The 16,376-nt window shown below is 42.0% G+C and carries 17 protein-coding genes and 2 tRNA genes; 4 read left to right on the top strand and 15 right to left on the bottom strand.

Translation table 11 applies throughout. The features are described 5' to 3' along the window. Positions 1–6: 6 nt before the first annotated feature. The 11 genes from HNQ43_RS00555 to HNQ43_RS00505 are packed head-to-tail and all read right to left on the bottom strand — an operon-like array spanning position 7 to position 10,864. Positions 7–1,284: a hypothetical protein gene (locus tag HNQ43_RS00555; protein ID WP_183373798.1), complete on the bottom strand. Its 1,278-nt coding sequence runs from the start codon at positions 1,282–1,284 to the stop codon at positions 7–9. After that, complete coding sequence (locus HNQ43_RS00550) at positions 1,260–1,838, bottom strand: thiamine diphosphokinase (RefSeq protein WP_183373796.1); 579 nt, start codon at positions 1,836–1,838, stop codon at positions 1,260–1,262. The genes HNQ43_RS00555 and HNQ43_RS00550 overlap by 25 nt, the downstream gene beginning before the upstream one ends. Before the next feature lie 23 nt (positions 1,839–1,861). Then, a complete protein-coding gene (rpe, locus tag HNQ43_RS00545; protein WP_183373794.1) occupies positions 1,862–2,521 on the bottom strand; it encodes a ribulose-phosphate 3-epimerase in 660 nt (219 codons plus the stop codon). After that, positions 2,518–3,366 carry a ribosome small subunit-dependent GTPase A gene (gene rsgA, locus HNQ43_RS00540; protein WP_183373792.1) on the bottom strand — a complete coding sequence of 283 codons (849 nt, stop codon included), beginning with the start codon at positions 3,364–3,366 and terminating at the stop codon, positions 2,518–2,520. The genes rpe and rsgA overlap by 4 nt, the downstream gene beginning before the upstream one ends. Beyond that, positions 3,367–5,013, bottom strand: coding sequence for a Stk1 family PASTA domain-containing Ser/Thr kinase (gene pknB, locus HNQ43_RS00535; RefSeq protein ID WP_183373790.1), 1,647 nt, complete (start codon positions 5,011–5,013; stop codon positions 3,367–3,369). A gap of 1 nt (position 5,014) precedes the next feature. Continuing rightward, positions 5,015–5,749: a Stp1/IreP family PP2C-type Ser/Thr phosphatase gene (locus HNQ43_RS00530; protein WP_183373788.1), complete on the bottom strand. Its 735-nt coding sequence runs from the start codon at positions 5,747–5,749 to the stop codon at positions 5,015–5,017. Continuing rightward, positions 5,746–6,792 (bottom strand): dual-specificity RNA methyltransferase RlmN, encoded by a 1,047-nt coding sequence (rlmN, locus tag HNQ43_RS00525; RefSeq protein WP_183373786.1) that lies wholly within the window; start codon positions 6,790–6,792, stop codon positions 5,746–5,748. The genes HNQ43_RS00530 and rlmN overlap by 4 nt, the downstream gene beginning before the upstream one ends. Before the next feature lie 38 nt (positions 6,793–6,830). Then, complete coding sequence (gene rsmB / locus HNQ43_RS00520) at positions 6,831–8,048, bottom strand: 16S rRNA (cytosine(967)-C(5))-methyltransferase RsmB (RefSeq protein WP_183373784.1); 1,218 nt, start codon at positions 8,046–8,048, stop codon at positions 6,831–6,833. A 1-nt stretch (position 8,049) separates the two neighbouring features. Further along, entirely contained in the window at positions 8,050–10,173 is a 2,124-nt protein-coding gene (priA, locus tag HNQ43_RS00515) for a replication restart helicase PriA (RefSeq protein WP_183373782.1), read from the bottom strand. Between the two features lie 48 nt (positions 10,174–10,221). Continuing rightward, the gene (locus HNQ43_RS00510) at positions 10,222–10,551 is read right to left on the bottom strand and encodes a hypothetical protein (protein WP_183373780.1); all 330 of its coding nucleotides are present in this window, start codon (positions 10,549–10,551) and stop codon (positions 10,222–10,224) included. A gap of 4 nt (positions 10,552–10,555) precedes the next feature. Beyond that, complete coding sequence (locus tag HNQ43_RS00505; protein ID WP_183373778.1) at positions 10,556–10,864, bottom strand: hypothetical protein; 309 nt, start codon at positions 10,862–10,864, stop codon at positions 10,556–10,558. A gap of 144 nt (positions 10,865–11,008) precedes the next feature. Between HNQ43_RS00505 and HNQ43_RS00500 the strand changes: the two genes are divergently transcribed. Together HNQ43_RS00500 and HNQ43_RS00495 are read left to right on the top strand one after the other, a co-directional pair. Next, positions 11,009–11,082, top strand: a tRNA-Cys gene (locus tag HNQ43_RS00500). 5 nt (positions 11,083–11,087) lie between these two features. Further along, positions 11,088–11,175, top strand: a tRNA-Leu gene (locus HNQ43_RS00495). Positions 11,176–11,207: 32 nt separating this feature from the next. Here HNQ43_RS00495 and HNQ43_RS00490 read toward each other — a convergent pair. The 3 genes from HNQ43_RS00490 to HNQ43_RS00480 form a co-directional block, all read right to left on the bottom strand. Beyond that, positions 11,208–11,822 carry an alpha/beta fold hydrolase gene (locus tag HNQ43_RS00490; RefSeq protein WP_183373776.1) on the bottom strand — a complete coding sequence of 205 codons (615 nt, stop codon included), beginning with the start codon at positions 11,820–11,822 and terminating at the stop codon, positions 11,208–11,210. Then, entirely contained in the window at positions 11,823–12,713 is an 891-nt protein-coding gene (locus HNQ43_RS00485) for a putative manganese transporter (RefSeq protein WP_183373774.1), read from the bottom strand. A gap of 80 nt (positions 12,714–12,793) precedes the next feature. Then, positions 12,794–13,951: an AI-2E family transporter gene (locus tag HNQ43_RS00480; protein WP_183373772.1), complete on the bottom strand. Its 1,158-nt coding sequence runs from the start codon at positions 13,949–13,951 to the stop codon at positions 12,794–12,796. Positions 13,952–14,025: 74 nt separating this feature from the next. Between HNQ43_RS00480 and HNQ43_RS00475 the strand changes: the two genes are divergently transcribed. Together HNQ43_RS00475 and HNQ43_RS00470 are read left to right on the top strand one after the other, a co-directional pair. Further along, positions 14,026–14,760 (top strand): RNA methyltransferase, encoded by a 735-nt coding sequence (locus HNQ43_RS00475; protein ID WP_183373770.1) that lies wholly within the window; start codon positions 14,026–14,028, stop codon positions 14,758–14,760. Further along, on the top strand, positions 14,747–15,610 hold the full coding sequence (locus tag HNQ43_RS00470; RefSeq protein WP_183373768.1) for a DUF4438 domain-containing protein: 864 nt from the start codon (positions 14,747–14,749) through the stop codon (positions 15,608–15,610). Before HNQ43_RS00475 ends, HNQ43_RS00470 begins: the two co-directional genes overlap by 14 nt. A gap of 59 nt (positions 15,611–15,669) precedes the next feature. Here HNQ43_RS00470 and HNQ43_RS00465 read toward each other — a convergent pair whose 3' ends face one another. Continuing rightward, entirely contained in the window at positions 15,670–16,374 is a 705-nt protein-coding gene (locus HNQ43_RS00465) for a Bax inhibitor-1/YccA family protein (RefSeq protein WP_183373766.1), read from the bottom strand. Positions 16,375–16,376 lie beyond the last annotated feature (2 nt).

Genomic DNA, 16,376 nt, shown 5'->3' with positions numbered 1-16,376 from the left:
TTTTGTTTAAGATCGTGCATGCAAGGTTCGGGAGACGACCGGACTGTTTCTTTTCAAAAATTCCTTTTGAAGCCAGTCCAAATAAGTTCCCGGAGAAATAATTCCACGCATACTTAAGATATCCGCCCCCAGACATCCCAACATACGATCCGTAAAAACAGCACAATTATCACCCAATGCCCAGTACGATTTAAATTTTCCAGATTTGAATTTATAAAGCTTGGCCCCTGTTTTCGCATGCAGTCGAGACGGGTAATCTTCTTGATAGTCCAGGGGATGACGATATCCTCTTTCCTGCTCCAAAAGACAATACCACCGCACCAGATTGGATTGCAGCGATTTCAATTCTGCTTCCAATACCGCTTTTTGCGATTTTGATAATGCGATTCCATATTCAAAAATCGTATTATTTTCAACTTCCATTGCGTTAGGAATATAATCTTGTACAGGCGCTTTAAATAAAACACCATCGCCTAACGTCTGGTTAAATCGGAAAGAAGCCTGATCATAATTTCCATAGCTATAAACGATCCCACGATAAGCAAAACAGATATGTCCTACTTTTTGTAATCCATAAGGACCTATATGAACAAAAACACGAAGGTCGGTTGAGACTCTTCCCTCTTTTTGCTCCCACTCGATCGGCTCTCCAGACTCCAAGACCGAATTGACCGCATTCAAAGCCCAATCCGGAAAAAAGGCACAAAGCAATGCCGGAAACGTCAATCGGACCTTGCGCTTCCATTTGACTTTTGTCAGGGGGTTCACGCATTGGCTGGCATCGGAAAGAGTCCTAAATCCTAAAAGAATCAGGTAGATTCCAAAAGCGCGAATCAAAACCTTCAGCTCTTCATGCGATAAGATCAAAAAGATCCCGATTCCCATATAAAAAAAAGTACAAATCAACAAAAAAATTTTTCCTTTGACTTGGTTAAAAATATTGATCAAAAGCTGAATCAGGGTGGCTAAAGCACTGACTAGACAATAGATTCCGAAAACGATCTGAAACAGTATCTGAGGAAAGCTTTGATGATTGAATAAAACACAGAAGAATAGAAACGTTATCAAAGCCATGATCAGATCGATCTTCTGCTTCTTTCGAAAAAAACGAACCCCCAAAAGCAACGATTGAGATGCGATCACAACTAAGATCAAATCCACAAAAACTGTATAGATCCATTGCGGTACAAAAAGCATCAAAAATCCAAGAATGGCCATAAAAAGACCCAAAAGCATATCCAGGATCAACTCATCCCAATTCACTTGCGGTTTGTCATTATACACAAAAGTTTTCCTTTCTCTACCGTAACGATCCCTTGTTCCTGTTGAATCGTATTGGAGGTCGTATAAATATCCTGCACTCGCAAAACAGCATGCGTTAAAGGATACAAAAATCCTTCAAGACTCAATACACTGTCTTTAACAGCTAAAAAAGAAACATGTTTAAATTCCCGGGATAATACATGTTTTCCTTCCAAGAGCACAAAAACACGCTGGTCTTCTTCCCATAGGATCAAATCATCATACCGGTACATCAAAAGTCGAATATTAGCCAAACTATGATCGATTCGGCCACCTAAAGCCCCCACTAAGAACAAAGGTGAAAATCCCAGCTGAGCAGCGAAGGCTAAAGCAAGTTCACTATCTGTCTCATCTTTTTTAACAGGATGAATCTCTAAATGCGAATGCTTATTCAAATATTCAAGTTCTTTAGAATCTATGGAATCAAAATCGCCGACTCCATAAGCCAGATCCAATCCTGCTTCCAAGATCCGCAAGCAGCCTGCATCGATCCCAATGTATTCGGCATTTTCAATTTTGGGGATTTTTTGCGCCATGGGTGTTACTAAAACTGCCGGCCTCATCGTAAAAGACTTTCTACTTTTTCCGGGATATCCCCTTTAAAGACATAACTGCCCGCAACCAATGTATCACAACCCGCATCAACCGCTTTTCGGAATGTTTCTCCATTGATGCCGCCATCGATTTCAATCCGATAAGATAATTGTTTTTCATTGCGTATCTGATCTAGCCATCGTACTTTATCCAGCATCTCTTCCATGAAAGACTGTCCCCCAAAGCCAGGCTCCACACTCATGATCAACACCAGGTCCACTTTGTCTAAAAGCGTTTCAAAAAGTTCAATCGGCGTATTCGGTTTGACTACAAAACCGCAAAGACATCCTTTAGAACGAATCTGTTCCAAAAGCGTCTGGATACGATTCAGATCATTATCCAATGCTTCTGTATGGAAAGTCACACACTGAGCACCCGCATCGATAAAGATCGGCGCATACATTTCCGGATCACTCACCATTAAATGAACATCCATCAATTGATGAGAGATCTTTTTAAATCCTTTCAATATATCCGGTCCAAACGTTATATTGGGTACGAAATGTCCATCCATCACATCAAAATGCAGCCATTGTGCCTGACTTTGATTTAAAGCCTCTAATTGCGCTTTAGTATCTGAATAATCTAAAGACAATATGGAAGGAGCAATAATTCTTTCATTCATTTGGATTCTCCTTTCACGATTTGTTTATAATCTTCATACATCGACGGATTGATCTTTCCTTGTTTTAAAGCACTCAAAATCGCACAATCTGGTTCATGAATATGCCGGCAATCTTTAAACCGGCACTGGTGAAGATAAGGAGCAAAATCCTTGATGCACTCATCCAAATGTGCAAGATCCATTCGTGAAAAATCTAAGCTGGAAAAACCAGGAGTATCCGCTACCAGACCGTCAGCTACACGGTGAAGCTCGCAAAAACGGGTAGTGTGGCGCCCTCGTCCCAAAGCTTTCGAGATCTCTTGCGTCTGCAGCTGAAACGAAGGATCCAAGCGGTTCAACAATGAGCTCTTCCCTGCCCCGCTTTGCCCGCATAAAACACTGACCTTTCCGTTGATCGCCTGGCATAGTTTTTGATCATCGCTTCCAGGCCAAGTCATCAGCACCGTATAACCGGCATTTTGATACCATTCTAAATCTTTCTGAATCGTATGAATATCCTCGATCAGATCTTGTTTTGTGATCACGATAATCGGCTCAACATGAGCCAAAGATACTAAAATGATCAAGCGGTTGAGAAGATGAACTGAAAAATCAGGATCTTTCAAACTGGTAACGATCAATGCTTGATCCACATTGGCAATCGCCGGTCGAAGCAAACGATTCTTTCTAGGTTCGATAGAATGAATACGATAAGCTTCTTCAATCTTTTCAACCAAGACAAAATCTCCGACCAACGGCGCTTTATCCAAGCGCAGTTTTCCACGCGGCCGGGCGATCGCAGTCCGGTGTTCTAACTGAATCGTATATTGATTGGATATAATTTTAATGATTCTTCCCTTTTCCATTTATTCCGTATACAGCGTAATATAGCTGTCTGATCCTTCCTGTATATATGTAGTTCCTACTGATGGCGATACATCAACGATTGTTGAACCCGATCCCGAACGCGCTACTGCGATTCCCATCGCATTGAGTTCTTCATAGACTTGCTCGTACGTTTGACCGATCCAATCGGCCGAGATCTCTATCGAAGGATAGGCAGCCACCACAAAAGTGATTTCCACCTCTTGGTCCGGATCGATCCGATCACCGACCGATAACCCTTTTTGTTCAAGAATATAGCCTGGATTGGTATTTGGCATCGCCTGTTCCTCCACATTGATTTGAATATGAAGGCCTTCTTCTTCAAACTGAGCCTGGATATCCGAAAGATATTGACCTGTATAGTCCTGGATCAAGTATGTTGGTCCTTTACAGATTGTCAAAACGATCGAATCATCCTGACCCGCTTTTGTCCCTTCCTTTGGACTGACAGATATCACATGATCGACTTCGACCGAATCATCGGCCTTTTTTTCAATCGAGATCTGATCTTCCGTAAAACCTGCCTCTACCAGTGTTTCTTTGGCCTGATCCTCGCTCATCTCAATCACATCAGGAATCGTATACTGTCCAAATAAACCACTCAAAGAGATCACTCCACTTAAAGATAAGACAAAGAAAGAACTTAAACAAACAATCAGCGCAACACAGATACCGACCAAAGCACCAAACATTTTAGAAGAATGCTTTTTCTCTTTTTCTTCTTTACCCGCTTTCGATTTTGACTGATTTGTTTTCGCATCTTGAACGGAAGGATTCTTTAACTTAAGTCTTTCAATTCCTCTTTGATCCCGATCCCGACAGTGTTCAATATCATAAAGCATATCCGAGGCATGTGCATAACGCTCTTCTGGGTCCTTTGCGGTAGCCTTCAAAATAATGTTTTCAACAGATTGCGGAATGCCTGGGTTAAAGTCCCTCACATAGGGCATGGAAACCCGAAGATGCTGAATCGCGATCTCCGTTGGTGTCTGTCCTTTGAAAGGAACCGTACCCGTTAACAATTCATAAAAGACGATTCCTAAAGAATAGATATCCACCTGTTCAGTGGGTTCTTTCCCTTGTGCGGTCTCCGGAGCGAGATAGTGTGCCGAACCCATGACTGCATTATTCAGCGTCAACTGGACCGAATCGCTAGCCACAGCAATTCCAAAATCCGTGATTTTAATCGTTCCGTCGTCTTTGATCAGAACATTTTGCGGCTTGATATCACGGTGAATGATATTTTTCTGGTGAGCGGCAACAACCGCTGAGACCAGTTGTTTCATAATGTCCAAAGCTTCCTTAAAGTTCAAAGCTCCCCGCTGCATGATCAGTTGTTTTAAAGTTCGGCCTCGGATATATTCCATGACAATGTAGTGCATTCCTTCATATTCTCCAACATCGTAGATATCGACGACATTGGGATGAGAAAGACGGCTGGCAGCGCTGGCTTCCCGTTGAAAGCGAACCAGGACCATCGGATCCTCAGACAGTTTGGAACGCAGCACCTTGATAGCCACAACTCGATCCAAGATCTTATCTTTGGCACGATAGACATCGGCCATTCCCCCTTGCCCTATCAAAGACAAGATCTGATACCGATTGGCAATTTCTTTGATCATTGCCATACTACATGCCCTCTTTTTCTAATAAAATGATCGTACAATTATCATAGCCGCCCGCTTGTAAACTAAGGCTCAGCAAACGATCTCCTTTTTGTTCTAAAGTGCACTTTTGCGAAAGAACCTCGCAGATCTTTTCGTATTCGACATAACCATGCAAACCATCGCTGCAGATCAAAAGACGTTTATAATCCTCATCAATTTTATTGGTGTCAACACGATAGACGTGCCATACCCCCAACGCATTAGTCAATGTGTTTTTTTGCGCATGATGTTTTGCTTCTTCGGCCGTGATCTTTCCTTCTTTGATCAATTGAGCGATCACACTGTGATCTTCTGTCATCTGGATCAAGCCATCCGAATACTGAGCATATAAACGAGAATCCCCTACATTGAAGATATAACTGTGCTGATGTGTGATCAAGACACCTACACACGTTGTTCCCATACCGCGTTCCCGACGGCTCAGCATACTTTGCTGGTAGATTCTGTCATTCGCCTTATCCATGGTCTCACGGATCCAAGACAAAGCTTGGCCATCGTTTTCAAAGGACTCAACATTCAAAAATGCGTTTCGAAAAGTGTTAACGGCTATCGCACTGGCCACCTCGCCGGCAGCCGCTCCTCCGATGCCATCACAAACAATTGCCAACAGATCATCGTTTTCATTTTGCAGAACTAAAAAATCATCCTCGTTGATTTTACGAGTCAGTCCAACATCGGTATTCGCATAGATCTTCATTCCTCGTACCCTCTTTTCAATTCTTTGATACGCAATTGCCCGCAAGCGGCATCAATGTCATTTCCGTGCTCCTTGCGAATCGTACAGCGGATCCTTTTTTTCATCAATTGATCATAGAAGACCATCGCTTCTTCATGATTGACTCCTTGAAATCCTTTTTCATCCACAGCATTGTACGGAATCAAATTGACATAAGCATTATAACCCTTTAAAAGACGAGCCAGCTGAGCAGCATGTTCCGGGCGGTCATTGACCCCTTTTAACAGAATATATTCAAATGTTAAACGACGGTTGTTTTCCTGACAATATATATCTAGAGCATGCATCAGCGTCTCTAAAGGATACGCTTTATTGATCGGCATCAAAGAAGAACGCAGCTGGTCATTAGGAGCATGCAGACTGATCGCAAGATTGTATTGTGTATGCTCATAGGCAAAATCGATGATTCGATCGGCAATCCCGCAAGTTGAAATAGTAATATGTCGAGAACCAATCCCTAAGCCGCGGTCATGATTGATAGTAGATAAAAAATTCATGACATTGTCATAGTTGTCAAAAGGCTCTCCTGTCCCCATCACTACAACATGGCTCAAGCGGTCACCGCTCTTATCCAGCTCTTTTTGAACTGCCATAAACTGGGCCACCATTTCACCGCTTGTCAGATTTCTTTTTTTCTTTGTAAGACCGCTGGCACAAAAAGCACAGCCCATATTACAGCCCACCTGAGTCGTTACACAGATACTCTTTCCATAATCAAACAACATCAAAACACTTTCAACCAAAGCACCATCTTCTAACGCAAACAAAAATTTGGTCGTGCCGTCATGAGCGACTTGCTTGCGGATCATTTTTAAAGGAGAGATCATAAAGTCCCGTTTTAAGATCTCTCGCGTTTCTTTGCTGAGGTTTGTCATCTCATCCACCGAATCAACTCGGTTTCGATAAAGCCACTGAAAGATCTGATGACCGCGAAATTTCTTCCATCCGTAACTCTCAGCCAGGCACTGGATCTGTTCGTAATCATAATCATATAGACTTTGCATAGTATCCCTCTCAATTCACAAGAAAAATTATAACAACCTCAAGATTCTTTCTCAAGTTTTGCCATATAGAATCCATCAGCCTGATCGTTCGGAAATAAAATCTTTTCTTCCATCAGAGAAAAATTCGGGTGTGCCTGTAAAAACGCTTCAATCTGTTTTTCATTCTCTTTTTTATTGATCGTACAAGTTGAATAGACGATCTGGCCTTTTTTTTTGACATGAGCAGCGCAAGATTCCAAGATCTTTTTTTGTAAAGGAATCAAGGTATCCATATCAGTGGATTTTAAACGAAGGCGTATATCTGGCTTTCGTGCCAAAACTCCATATCCGCTGCAAGGCACATCACACAAGATGCGATCATAGACTCCCAGATCATCAATCTCGGAAGCATCGCAAACAAAAGCTTTCGCGTGATGCACTCCCAGACGCCGGATCTCATTTTGAATCAGTTTCACTCGATGCGGATGAATATCTATACATGTCATAGATCCCTGATCTTTCATACGTTCCAATATAGCCATGGATTTTGTCCCTGGAGCCGCACATGCATCCAGGACGTGCATGCCTGCTTTTGCATCGACGAAGCAGGCAATCTGATAAGAACCAAGATCCTGAACACTCATTTTTCCCTCCCGATAAAAAGGATGATGCGCTACATCATTCTTAGGATATCGATACAGATCTCCATTCACTTTTTCCCATCCGGCTTCTTCAAATTCTTGAGAAGAAGCCTTGATTGGATTTCTACGAACATAGACCGGTAAAATCTTCAAAGAGGCCCAGGCCATTTGCTGGGTGCGCTTTTCTCCATATTGAGCATTCCACATTCGAATCAGCCACAGAGGAAGACTAGTCTGGATGGAAAGGCTTTCCAAAGGATCATCAGGAAGATGGATCTGATCTTTTTTGATTCGATGAAGCATGGCATTGACAAACCCTCGGCTTTTCGGACTGATTTTACGACAGATCTGATTGGCTTCATACACGATCGCATAAGCCGGTACCTTATCAAGATAAAACAGCTGATAAAGACTCATGGCCAATAAAATACGGACTCTTTTATCCACTTTTTTTTGAGCATATTGGTCGATCGCATAATTTAAATACCCGTAGTTCTGAATCGTACCATAGACTATGCGAGTAGCCAGAGCCCGATCCTTTTTAGGACATGAATCGAGATGGTCTCGAAGATACAGATTCGAATACACTTGGTCAAGAATAATGGCACAAAGTGCCTGATAGATCCAATTTCGCATATTATTCCTCCAAACCTAAAGGATACATATTGATTTCTTGCTTCACTGTCGTTTTTTTCGACAGATGGTATTGCACTAAATCCCAGATTCGCTGATTCAATACAGACCGATCCTTCCCTTTAACAACCAGGCGGACGCGGGCTTTCTGTTGTCGCATAGAAATCGAGATAGGCCCCAAAACGACCAGATCAGACAGGTGATTTTTCGCATCCTGTGCGATCTGCATCGCTTTAGTTTCCTCTTTATGCATATAAATCACCGTACATAAATAGACATAGGGCGGATATTTTCCCAGATGACGATACAACATCTCTTTTTTAAAAAAAGAAATATAGTCATGATCGATAACACTTTTGATCACATAATGATCAGGATCAAAGGTCTGAATATAGACATGTCCTTCTTTTTCATGACGCCCGCATCGACCGCTGGCTTGTTCCAACATCGCATAAGCCCTCTCGGCACTTTGATAATCCATACGCATCAAAGCAGCATCTGCCTGCAAGATCCCCACGACAGTCACCCTTTCGAAATCCAGACCTTTGGCAACCATCTGTGTCCCGACCAAGATATCTCCTTGATCATGAAACTCTTCCAAAATCTTGGCATGAGAATTTTTCTTACGAGTACTGTCTGCGTCCATGCGCAGAATATTGGCAGAAGGAAAACGCAATTTCAACGTTTCTTCCAGTTTTTCTGTCCCCATTCCCATATGGTAGAATGCATGACCGTGACAATGCGGACAAGTATGATCAAAAGTAAAAACCCTTCCGCAACAATGACACATCAAAACATCTTCTTTTTTATGATACGTTAAAGCGATGCCGCAATCAGGACAAGTGAAAGTTTCATTGCACTGGGTACATTTCACGACTGGCAAATACCCTCGGCGATTCAACAGCAGAATCACTTGTTCATGACGATACAGAGCCTCTTCGATTGCCTTCCACAGTCTTGCAGAGATTCCATGTTCTACTTTTTCCTGCTTGAGATCTAAAGGATGGATCCTGGGCATATCCAAATAGATACGATGAGTAAGCTCAACCAACGCATAGACTCCTTTATAGGCGCGCGCATAAGAATCCAGACTTGGAGTAGCTGAAGAAAGCACCACCTTACAATGATGAAAAGCTGCTCTTTCCAAGATCACATCACGGGCATGGTATCGCGGCATGGAATCTTGTTTGTAAGAGGCATCGTGTTCTTCATCCATCAAGATCAGTCCCAGGTCGCAAAAAGGCATAAAAACGCTGCTTCTCGTTCCGATGACGATGGAAGCTTCGCGATTCTTGACCAAAAGATATTGTTCATATTTTTCCTGGGCGTTCAAAGAAGAATGATAAATCGCAATCTTTGTCTGAAAGCGAGCCTTGACTCGTTGGATCATCATTGGCGTCAAGCCAATTTCCGGAACCAAAAACAAAACTTGCTTGCCTTGAGTCAACACTTTTTCTGCCAACCGTAAAAAGACCTCCGTCTTTCCGGAACCGGTTACACCATGAAGCAGATAGACAGACTTTGTCCCCTTTTCGATTTGTTCAATTGCGTTTTTTTGTTCGGATGTCAAAGAAAAAGAGGTATCAGGAATCGATTCCAGATCGAGTTGAGAAGTTTTGACTCTTTGTTCCAAACGCAGAGCACCTTTTTGAAGCAATGGATTTGCAAGCGTGATTCTTTTTCGTAAAACACTTGCCTTCATCGGCAATTGTTCCATCACGCTTTCTAAGGCCGCTCTTTGTTTCGGTGTCAGATCCACTTGCGGATCATTGAGGACAACCCAGTCTTCATAAATAATCTTAGCTTTCGAACTGGAGGGACGCAGAGCCGGCGGCAACATGGTCTTCAAGACAGAGATCACAGAGCAAACATACTGTCTGGAAATTGTCATAGCCAACGCCATCAATTCATCATTCAGCAAAGGTTCTTTGTCTATTACTTCCAGGACTTCTTTGACAGTTGAAATACGTGGCTGCACATCAATTGCGGCCACAAATCCTATCAAATCAAGAGCTCCAAAAGGAACTCGTACACGACAGCCGACCGATATTGGTTCTTTGCAGACATATGTGAAAGTTGTATTGAGCTGTAAAGAATTATGTTCAATATAAACATCGATATAAGACATACAGATATTATAACATACGGTCAAAAAGAAAAGATCGCTTGCACGATCTTACTTTTTCTTTCCATATCCTTTTGGAAACAAGGAATCAGAAAAATCTTGAAAAACTTTTTTGATTCGCTGGATCCTGGGCGAATTCGAATGCAGCGAATAAACATGTATACCGCCCCAAAGCAAACCATAGAGCAGACAATGAAACAAATTCATCCAGCGGTGGATGAATTCATATCCGAATCCAAACATTAAAAACGCAAGAACAAAAATAATCAGATCTCTTAAGATCCAAGAGATCTTATGTTTCTGATACAAGTCAATAAAGATCCAGGTTCCCGCTATATAAAGTATGATACAAACTGCACAAATCAAAAAATCACGTAGCATATTTTCACTCCTCATCTTCTGGATAAGGATATTTTTTCCTCAAAATCGTTACAACGACAGCGATCAATACATCACAGATAAACAACCCCACAAACCAGCCAGGAATAGATTGAGGAGGATTGCCAAAATCATAATTGAAGAAAATGATAAAAAGCGCCAAATAAACTAAATTGACCAGGATCAAAAACAAAGGTTTATAGCGAATCGGATGATATCGGATCAGTTTGATCGATACAAAAGCGGAATAAAGAATTAAAAACCAACCCACAGCACGAAAAACAAACAAAAGGTTGATAATTGCTTTGGTGCTCATAAAAATCTCCTTCTTTATTTAAATTATACACCAAGTGTACAAATATACAATAATCACCAAAGAGTCTAGTCAGAAAAGAGGTATGGAAGTCCAAGAAAAAAAACTTGCATTTAAAGTTGAATTCTCATATAATGATTAGGCACTGGTTCCGTAGCCAAGTGGTAAGGCAATAGACTGCAACTCTGTGAGCACCGGTTCGAATCCGGTCGGAACCTCCAAGAATGGGGTCGTGGCGGAATAGGCAGACGCAACGGACTTAAAATCCGTTGGGAGTTAATCCCGTGTGGGTTCAAGTCCCACCGTCCCCACCATTCAAAAAGAAAACTCGGGAAACCGAGTTTTTTTATATTTGATAGATTTCTTTTAAGAATTTACCCACCGCTTCAGAGTTTTGACGAACAACATCATGAATCGCATCCGGTATATAGCGAATCTCTGAAGTTTTTATCGATTCTTGGATCCATTGGGCAGCCTGTTGATGGATCTTGTCATTTTCACCGAGAAGGATCCATGTTGGTGCACTGATTGCATCCATCCGATGTTCGAAATCTTGAAGCGACGCCATCAGATCTAAATACATCTTTTTCGAGATCGGCATTTGATCAAACACCTTCGAAGGAACAAGGTGAGCCAGTGTTTGTTGAACTTTCTGAAAACGTTTTGACACAGGAATCGAGGGTTCGATCAAAACTAAATTCCGAATCCGATCCGGATCTTGAGCTGCCAGATCTAAAGCCAGCAAAGCTCCATAACCTTGTCCACAAAGATCAAAAGGTTCCGCATAGGAAGCACACTGTAAAAGCAAGCCTTGAAGAATATCTCTATAATAAGCATGTTCAGGATCCAACCAAGAATAAAGAGAAGGGATGCTGCTGCGGGTTTTATCTTGCATCACCTCTAAAACCGGATTCCAAAAAGCAGGACTTTCTTGAAAGTCGTGTAAAAATACGTGAAACACTTACAGACACCCCCATCCATAAAAAAGCATTCCGGCGATGATCGCCGTGATCCATAAAATCAAAATCACCCATAGGATATTTCTTTTATGCTCCTGATAACGAAATAAAACCACAAGGCCCAAACCAGCATTAGTGATCAAGCCCGCTAACAACGATCCAAACTGTAACTGTCCGCCGACATATAAAGAAGTCAAAACAACGGTTGCGGCACAATTCGGGATAAAGCCAAACAACGAAGCCAAGATGGGCTGAAAAATCGAATTGGATAATAAAATCATGGAAAGCTGTTCTTCCCCGATTCCTTCTAAGATCCAAGTTAAAACTAACGAAGTCACAAATATGAAGCCGTAAATCTTCAATGAGCGAAGAAAAGCACTGACCGGAATAGGATATTGAACATAACAGCAAGGACAGGTGCTGGATGGACTCTCCTCTTCCCAGTCTTCCTCTTCAACTTCTTCCATCTGCTCAAAAGTAATGATCTTCTGACCAGGAAAAAGAACACGATCCACCAGCATCCCCACTCCGCCAGCAATCACAAATTTAAGAATCAGGATCATTCCTAATGTTGAATAGAGATTTGGTTCACTCAACAAAATAGGAATCGCTTCATCGCTGGTCGCAATCATAACTGCGATCAACGTTCCCATTGTGATATTTCTTTGTACAAATAACATGGCAGCCAAGATGCTAAATCCACACTGCGGGATCAGACCTACGACTGCACCAATCAGAGGACCATATTTCTGAAGACCGAAAAAGACTTTTTCATCCGTATTCTTTTGTTTTCTCTCAAATACTTCCAAGATCAGATATGTGACAAGCAAAAAAGGAAACATCATCCAAGTATCTTGTAAAGTATGTTCGATTCCATGATATATAAAATTCATTCTTTCACCTGGTTACTCATTATACGTCTCTAAAAAATTTTTTCCAGTCTAATGCAAAAAAAGATCCAAATTTGGATCTTCTAAGAAATCGTTCCTTTTTTTTCGGTCACTTTGATTTTTTTCTTTTCCAGCCGAGCTTTTGAAAAATCGCGAACCCCCGCATAGATCAAAGCGAAAACAGGGACTCCCAAGAACATGCCGACCACGCCAGCCAGCCCGCCGCCGATCGTAACCGAAAATAGGATCCAGAACCCGGAAATTCCCAACTGGTCTCCTAAAACGATCGGTTTTAAAACATTTCCGTCAATCTGCTGCAGAACCAGGATAAAAATTGCGAAAACAAGCGCATAGAACGGATTGATCAGCAAAAGCAAAACAATCACTGGAATCGCTCCGATAAATGGGCCAAAGACAGGAATCACATTTGTAATCCCTACCACAAAGCCGATCATAGGTGCATAAGGAATCTGCAACAGTGAAACTCCTATATAACAAGAGACGCCGATTATTGTAGAATCGATAATGCTTCCAACGATGTATTTTTCAAAGACAAGCTTAGCATCTTCGGTCCAAGCCGTGATGAAATTGGCCGTTGTCTTGTCAAATAAAGCATAATTCAATTCTTTCAAGCCCAGCAGCAAACTTTCTTTATCCAACAAAATATAAAACGCACTGACAAACGCAAGAATCAAATTAATGACCAGACGAATCAGATTGTATGAATAATTGGCGATCTCCGGCAAATACTTCGTCAACGTGGAAGTAATCGTATTCAACACATCGATCTCCTGCAAGGCTTGTTCAATGCTGGAAACAGATATATTCCAGCTGGATCCCAAGCTGATCGCATAAGTCACCAAACGATCCCAATAAGCCGCAAAATTATCAGAGAACTGTACGGCTGAATCGATCAGGCTGGGAATGATCGTTCCAAAGAACAGCGCTATTAAACACAAAAATAAAATAAAAGAGATGATGATTGACAATAATCGTTTCTTCTTCGAACTGAACTTAAAAGATCCAAAAAGCTTCTTTTCAAACCAGCGACTTGGTTTATGCAAAAGAAACGCTAAAAAGATTCCCAGCAAGAATGGAAATCCAATCGAAAGCAGAAACTGAAGAATGTCGATCACACGGTCAAAATAGAAAAAAAGTGCTGCAACGGCAACGGCAATTGATAACGACCCTGCATACACAAAGATCTTTTTCTTCATTTCTTCTGTAATTTGAAAATGCATTGTTGACTCCACCTTATAACACAAAAGATTCTATCATATGGAAAGTATTTGTGAAAGGCTTTATAATAAGAAGCATGGAATTGATTTTTGAAGGACAGATCTCGGCAAAAGCCCTGATGGAAAGCAAACAAAGGAAAATCGAGACGTTGATCATCCAAAAAGATAAACGCTCCAGAGATATTGGTTATCTCAAAGCCCTGGCATCAAAAAACGGGATTGTGATCCAGACTTGGTCAAGAGAAGAAATAGATGCCTATGCAAACTCAAAGAGTCATGGCGGCATCTTGGTCAAAGCTCATCAGCGACCGCAAAAGCCCCTGCCAGCTCAAAAATTAACTGGATATCTATGCATGATCGATGGCGTCGAAGATCCATATAATCTTGGAAGCATTGCGCGCACCCTTTATGCAAGCGGCTGTGAAGCTCTCATCTTAAAAAAGCGAGACTGGTCAACGGCTGAACCTACCATCCTAAAAGCAAGTGCCGGTGCTTTTGAACGACTTCCCATCTATTGGATCCAAAACGAAGAAGAATTAGTAACCTATCTGAAAACCATTCAGATTCCTCTTGTGATCGCCCATCGTGATCAGGCAAAGAGTGTTTATGATTACACATTCCCAAAATCGTTTTGTTTGGCAATTGGCGGCGCATTGCGAGGACTTAAGGCTACCTTGATACAAAATGCCGATCAAAATCTGGTTTTAGATTATGGCCGCGAATTTCGTTATGCCCTCGATACCGCCAGTGTATGCAGTGCCATCAGTTTTGAGATCGTCAGACAAAGGAGGAACCATCATGAATATCAATAGAGACAAATTGGTCAAAATCGCTGTCCAAGGACAAGTAGATCACCCTCGAATGAAAGGGTATCGCGTTGGATTTGACGGAAAAGGACGAATGCCGATTGGAACCGGAGGCATCACATACTCCCATGCGATCGGTGATCCTTGTATGGGATTGGCCGGAGACCATGTAGAACCGGGTATCTCTTTGGCCAACCCCGGCAATGGTGAAAATCACGCATTGGAAACATTTGCCTGTGTCGGTAACGAGGCACGCATCATCAATGGACCCAAAAAAGGCGAAATCGGTTATGTCAGCGGAACTCATGGAGGCATCGATCATACCATGATCTGCTTCGATAAAAGCATTTTGGAGGAAATGGACGGAAATGAAACTATTTTGGTCAAGGCCTATGGACAAGGCATGAAGTTGGTGGATCATCCGGAGATTTACATTATGAACCTCGATCCAGATCTTTTTGAAGCCCTGCCAATCGAAGAAAAAGGCGATGCGATCACTTTCCCTGTCGTTACCATGATTCCAAGTTTCCTCATGGGCTCCGGTCTGGGATCCAGTACGATGATGGAGGGCGATTACGATATCATGACCCAAGATAAAGAAGCTAATGAAACATATGGTATCAACGACCTTCGCTTTGGCGATTTTGTTGCGATCCAAGATCACGATAACGAATACGGCCCGCACTATCTGAAGGGCAGCATCAGCATCGGTGTCATCGTTCATAGCGATTCTTTTACCAGCGGTCATGGTCCTGGCGTGTGTGTAGTCGCTACCAGCAAAACAGGAAAGATCCAGCCGGTGATCACCAAAGAGGCGAATCTGAAAACATATATGTCAAATATTCGAAGGAGATAATTCTCCTTCATTTTTTATTCTCAAAAAAAAGTCCTTAGATTTCTCTAAGGACCAAGTATTTAATCTCGACTGCTTCCTAAACCAACCAAACGAAGGATGTATAAGAAGATATTGATGAAATCCAAATACAATTCTAAAGCGAAATAAATGGATAACTTTTCACGCGAAACGATCGTTCCATCTTCTAATGTCATGATCTTATGCATTCTTTGAACATCCCAGATTGTCAATCCGGCAAAGATCACAAGCCCCAGCAGACTGAACATCCTAGTCATCGGACCAAATCCAAGCAGCCAGAGAATCGGCTGTGAAATGATCATGGCAAATAAGCCAGCCATACAGATCATGCCAATACGCGTCATATCTTTTTTGGTTGTGATTCCCATAATCACCAGACAGCCAAAGAAGAGCGCCGATACAAAGAAAGCCACTCCAATCACACCCAAAGGATAGGAATAGAAGATCGAAGTCATCGTAATACCCAAAATGACAGCATAAGCCAAGAACAGGATTTTCATCGTCCCGGCACTCGTATTACGAGCTAACGCGGATGAAAAAGCAATGACAATGCCGAACTGCGCAATGATCAAGGCCAACATCACAAATGGAGAAGCCAATAAAGTAAAGAACAGTCCAGTGACATATAAGCCAAACGATACCGCGCCGGTAACGAGCAGACCCAATGCCATCCAAACATAGCTGTTTAAAACCGACTTGCGAACTGTATCTTGTGAGTAAAAAGTTGTTTGATAATCATTAAACATGA

The organism is Faecalicoccus acidiformans (assembly GCF_014202635.1).
GTDB lineage: Bacteria > Bacillota_I > Bacilli_A > Erysipelotrichales > Erysipelotrichaceae > Faecalicoccus > Faecalicoccus acidiformans.
This window is presented reverse-complemented; position numbering and strand designations above follow the sequence as displayed.

Excerpts from the sequence above, each read along its gene's own strand:
- HNQ43_RS00550 (WP_183373796.1), bottom strand. The coding sequence starts at position 1,838 with ATGGCGCAAAAAATCCCCAAAATTGAAAATGCCGAATACATTGGGATC.
- rpe (WP_183373794.1), bottom strand. The coding sequence starts at position 2,521 with ATGAATGAAAGAATTATTGCTCCTTCCATATTGTCTTTAGATTATTCA.
- rsgA (WP_183373792.1), bottom strand. The coding sequence starts at position 3,366 with ATGGAAAAGGGAAGAATCATTAAAATTATATCCAATCAATATACGATT.
- pknB (WP_183373790.1), bottom strand. The coding sequence starts at position 5,013 with ATGGCAATGATCAAAGAAATTGCCAATCGGTATCAGATCTTGTCTTTG.
- HNQ43_RS00530 (WP_183373788.1), bottom strand. The coding sequence starts at position 5,749 with ATGAAGATCTATGCGAATACCGATGTTGGACTGACTCGTAAAATCAAC.
- rlmN (WP_183373786.1), bottom strand. The coding sequence starts at position 6,792 with ATGCAAAGTCTATATGATTATGATTACGAACAGATCCAGTGCCTGGCT.
- rsmB (WP_183373784.1), bottom strand. The coding sequence starts at position 8,048 with ATGCGAAATTGGATCTATCAGGCACTTTGTGCCATTATTCTTGACCAA.
- priA (WP_183373782.1), bottom strand. The coding sequence starts at position 10,173 with ATGTCTTATATCGATGTTTATATTGAACATAATTCTTTACAGCTCAAT.
- HNQ43_RS00510 (WP_183373780.1), bottom strand. The coding sequence starts at position 10,551 with ATGCTACGTGATTTTTTGATTTGTGCAGTTTGTATCATACTTTATATA.
- HNQ43_RS00505 (WP_183373778.1), bottom strand. The coding sequence starts at position 10,864 with ATGAGCACCAAAGCAATTATCAACCTTTTGTTTGTTTTTCGTGCTGTG.
- HNQ43_RS00485 (WP_183373774.1), bottom strand. The coding sequence starts at position 12,713 with ATGAATTTTATATATCATGGAATCGAACATACTTTACAAGATACTTGG.
- HNQ43_RS00480 (WP_183373772.1), bottom strand. The coding sequence starts at position 13,951 with ATGCATTTTCAAATTACAGAAGAAATGAAGAAAAAGATCTTTGTGTAT.
- HNQ43_RS00475 (WP_183373770.1), top strand. The coding sequence starts at position 14,026 with ATGGAATTGATTTTTGAAGGACAGATCTCGGCAAAAGCCCTGATGGAA.
- HNQ43_RS00470 (WP_183373768.1), top strand. The coding sequence starts at position 14,747 with ATGAATATCAATAGAGACAAATTGGTCAAAATCGCTGTCCAAGGACAA.
- HNQ43_RS00465 (WP_183373766.1), bottom strand. The coding sequence starts at position 16,374 with ATGTTTAATGATTATCAAACAACTTTTTACTCACAAGATACAGTTCGC.